Here is a 4,237-nt window from a genome sequence, read left to right as displayed (position 1 = left end):
ACAATTTTACCAATTTCCACGGCTCCAATCTCATCCCGATCCGGCTGTAAAGCGCGAAGCTGTTTTTCGACAGATGCCTTTTCGAGGACTCTTGCCGAATAATGCTCTTTAATCAAATTGCGCGCGGAATCGTCATCTTTAGCGCCGAGCAATTCAAGAAATGCCAGAGCATGTCTTCCCATTTCGGTTTTCTGTAGATCCGCCTCGCTTAAAGTTTCCACTTTGAGAGGCGGCAGCGAGTAATCTTCGCCAAAGGCAATTTTAGCAATTGTCCGGCTGATTCGAAACGCCCGCTGCTCAGCGCTGTTTGACGTAACGTAAATGGTCACATCTTTATCAACATAACGCAGGAAATCCGCCGCAAAGTAGGGGTTGCCGCCGTTGTGGGTGATCAGCTTGCCGTTGCGTGTGTCCATTACAGACCAGCCGTAACCATAATAGGAAGGAGACTCTCCTTCACGAATGTGCGGCGTGTACATTTTTTCCTTCGCTTCCTTCGAAAGAATTTTATCTTCTTGAAGAGCGAGATGCCATTTGTACATATCGCCGGTCGTCGAGTGAACACCGCCGTTGCCGCGAAGATGCCAGTAAGGGCCGTCCTCTGCCATTTTGTGTTCGAGGAAGGTGCCCCAATCTTTGTCGCCTTGATATCCATGCGCAAGCTTTTTGGGATTCCAGTTTGACTTCGGATAGCCGGTATTTTCCATGCCGGCGGGGTTAAAGAGGTGCTCTTGCAAAAATGCGTCATAAGATTGACCGGAGACTTGCTCGACAATCGCGGCCAGCAGACTGAAACCAACATTTGAATATTCGTACGTCTCACCGGGAGGACGATTTAGTGGTGTTTTCATGGCAAGTTCGATGTACTCGTCCCGGCTAATCTCAGCAAAGTCAAACCCCAGGGCAGATTTGAGACCAGCGCTGTGCGTCAGAAGATGGTGGAGAGTGGTTGCTTTTTTGTCTTCAGGAACGTTTTTAAAATATTTTGTAATGGGTTCCCGGACGTTAAGTTTGCCCTGCATTTCAAGTTTTAGAATCGCGGCGGCGGTAAACTGCTTGGTGACTGAGCCGGTCGTGAAAATCGTTTCCGGGGTAACAGGGGTTTGCTCAGTTCGATTTGCCAACCCGTACCCTCTAGAAAAAATAACCTCGCCTTCTTTGGCAACCAAAAGCGCTCCTGAATAACCGAGTTCGGTTAGCCGGGTCATATACTCATCAAGGTTTTTGCGTAGTTCATTTTTGAGCTGCGGATAAATCGAGTGAATTGACAAAGCAGTGACTGCCAATAAAATAAGAAAAATTTTCTTCATACGTTTGAAGCCTCCAGAATGACTTGTGAGTTTACACAATCTTTAGACGCCATAAGATAATAATTTGTTTTCACTTAGGATAGTTAAAGAGTGTTAGAAAGTGTTAAAAAGTGTTAAAGATGGAGCTTTAATAGGATTTTTTTCGTAAATTAAGCCGAACTAAAATAACCTTGAAGGGTTTTGAGATTTGATTAATAATTCATAAAACCATAATATAGTCATGCCTGCCCCTGCCTGCGCAGGGGTAAACTTCAGCAGGCATCCAGTGGCTTACAAAAATCCTCGGGCGAAATGGATTCCCGCTTTCGCGGGAATGACAACTTTTTTAGGTTGCAACAGAACCCATGAAATTAAAAAAGAAAACCGTCACAACCATCATCGTGCTGACGACCGCTGCGTTGCTTGGTCTGATTTGCATTCAAATCTATTTGCTGGCAAATGCCTTGGAGTTAAAAAAGCAGGCCTTCGGTCAAAATGTAAATGCGGCCTTAGCTACCGTGGTGCAAAAGCTCGAAACAAGAGAAGCCGTCACCGATGTTTTCAAAGTTTCCGTTGAAGCTGAAGAAGAGATTCTCGAAAACACATCGTCATTTTATTATTCTGTCGGTGATGGTGCGAAACAAATCAAAGTTAAAAGTAGATTCAAGCGCCCGCCCGCGCCGTCGGTGAATTTAGATAACAGCAAGCTGACTTACTCTCTCCCGAGTGCTCAATACGTGCGGATCATGCTTCTTGATTCTCTTGGGCAAGTGGTGGAGAAAGTTGAAGACGGGTTCAAAACCGCAGGTCAGCATGAAATTCAACTCAAAAGTTCCAATCCCTCACGCGTCCAATTCAATTTTAATTTTACCACGGACAGCTCTTCTTATATAATGATGATGGGAAAGGGACATATTCAAAAATACACGGGCGATCTGTCTTCTGAAAAAAACCGCCGGACTTTAATTAACCGCATCTTCAAACAGTGGACTGAATCAAAGCGGGAACCCGTGGAAAGCAGAGTCAATATGACCCTACTCGATTCTTTGCTCGAAAAGGCATTAAAAGAGAAAGATATCTACACGGCATATACTTACGGAATTGTGGTGGGCGCCGGCAAAGACAGCGTCATCATGGCCGGCAACTCAGAACTGGGAAATAAACTAAAGACCTCGGAGTTTAAGAGCCGGCTGTTTCCCAATGATCTGGTGGTGGAGGCAAATGACCTTGCTCTTTTCTTCCCTCAGCAGAGCATGTACCTCTTTAAGCAAATCAGTACTTCGGTATTTATCTCCTTCATTTTCATCTCGGTCATCGTGGTCTGCTTCGTTTTCACCATTCGAACTATTTTTAAACAAAAAGAATTTTCCAACCGGCTGACAAATTTCATCAATAATATGACCCACGAGTTCAAGACGCCGATTTCAACGATTTCGCTGGCCAGTGAGGCGATCTCCAAACCTGAAAATATAAAGAACAAAGAGCGGGTGCTTCGTTACGGCGGCATAATTTATGACGAGAACCTGCGCATGCGAAATCAGGTGGACAAAATCCTGCAAATGGCTGTGCTTGAGGAAGGGGATTTTGAGCTGAACAAAACTCAAGTGGATATTCACAAGCTGATAGATGAAGCCGCGCAGAAGATGTCCATTCAAGTTGAGGCGAAAAAAGGAAAAATTATTTCGCAACTCAGGGCAAAAGCACATATCATCGAGGCGGATGCCCTGCACCTGGCGAATATAATTCATAATTTAATAGATAATGCCATCAAATACACCAAGAAGAAACCGAGCATCACGATTTCCACAGACAATAATGATGGAAACTTTCAACTAAGAGTAAAAGACAACGGCATCGGTTTGAATTCGGAGGAACAAAAGCATGTTTTTGATAAGTATTATCGCGTGCCGACCGGGAATGTTCATGATGTGAAAGGCTTTGGACTTGGCCTGAGTTATGTCAAGCTCATGGTTGAAGCGCACGGCGGCTCGATTAGCTTAAATAGCGAGCCGGAGAAAGGTTCGACGTTTGAGGTGGTTTTGCCGATCATCACAGAATGTTAAACGCTCACTCAGTCCGTCTTTGCGAGCGAATGAAATGAACGAAGCAATCTCCTGGGATGGGGCAAGCAGATTGCTTCATCCGCTATTGCGGATTCGCAAAGACGATATAAAACAACGTTTTAGGAAGGTCGCTTGTTAAAAAATTCAGCTAAAATTTTATTGATTGAAGACGATCCGAATTTGGGATTAATCCTGCAGGAGAATCTTCAGCTGCAGGGTTTTGAGGTGGAACTCTGCGTCGACGGCGAAGAGGGCAGGACATCCTTCCTTCAAAATCAATTTGACTTGTGTTTGCTGGATGTGATGCTGCCCAAAAAAGACGGTTTTACTTTAGCCGGTGAAATTCGAAAAATAAACCAGGACATTCCAATCATCTTTTTAACGGCAAAAGCGCTCAAGGAAGATCGCATCGAGGGGTTTAAGATCGGCGGGGACGATTATATTACCAAGCCATTCAGTATGGAAGAGTTGCTGCTGCGAATTCAGGCGGTTTTAAAAAGAAGCCAGCATTCGACGGTTGAAGAAAACCAGAAGATGTTCTCGATTGGCGACTATGAATTCGACACCGAGAAGCAAGTTTTGCAAATTCACGACAAGAAACAAAAGCTTACCTATAAGGAAGCTGAGCTGCTTCGGCTTCTCTGTTTACATAAAAATGCGATTCTGGAACGTGAGCTGGCTCTTAAGCTTATTTGGGGAGAAGATACTTTCTTCAATGGCAGGAGCATGGATGTTTTTATTACCAAACTCAGAAAATATCTGAAAGAAGACAGTCAGCTTCAAATAGTAAATGTGCACGGCAAAGGGTTTAAGTTGGTGGTGGAGTGAAAATGGAGAGGAGCGATAAGCGAGATAGCGAGGGGCGATTTTTTAAAAAAAATTAAC

3 protein-coding genes are annotated in these 4,237 nt (G+C 44.4%); 2 read left to right on the top strand and 1 reads right to left on the bottom strand.

Annotation, left to right across the window (positions count from 1 at the left end):
- A partial coding sequence (locus IH879_20630; GenBank protein MCH7677336.1) for a beta-lactamase family protein occupies positions 1 to 1,310 on the bottom strand: 1,310 nt, incomplete at its 3' end.
- 344 nt (positions 1,311 to 1,654) lie between these two features.
- On the opposite strand from IH879_20630, the gene IH879_20625 reads away from it, so the two are divergent.
- Together IH879_20625 and IH879_20620 are read left to right on the top strand one after the other, a co-directional pair.
- Positions 1,655 to 3,352, top strand: coding sequence for a HAMP domain-containing histidine kinase (locus tag IH879_20625; protein ID MCH7677335.1), 1,698 nt, complete (start codon positions 1,655 to 1,657; stop codon positions 3,350 to 3,352).
- A 132-nt stretch (positions 3,353 to 3,484) separates the two neighbouring features.
- Positions 3,485 to 4,180: a response regulator transcription factor gene (locus IH879_20620; protein MCH7677334.1), complete on the top strand. Its 696-nt coding sequence runs from the start codon at positions 3,485 to 3,487 to the stop codon at positions 4,178 to 4,180.
- Positions 4,181 to 4,237: the final 57 nt, after the last annotated feature.

This window comes from candidate division KSB1 bacterium, assembly GCA_022562085.1.
Classification (GTDB): Bacteria; Zhuqueibacterota; Zhuqueibacteria; order Oceanimicrobiales; family Oceanimicrobiaceae; genus Oceanimicrobium.
The sequence above is the reverse complement of the archived record's forward strand: the minus strand, read 5'-3'. Positions and strand labels throughout refer to the sequence as shown.

Coding starts and splice junctions, on each gene's coding strand:
- IH879_20625 (MCH7677335.1), top strand. CDS start 1,655: ATGAAATTAAAAAAGAAAACCGTCACAACCATCATCGTGCTGACGACC.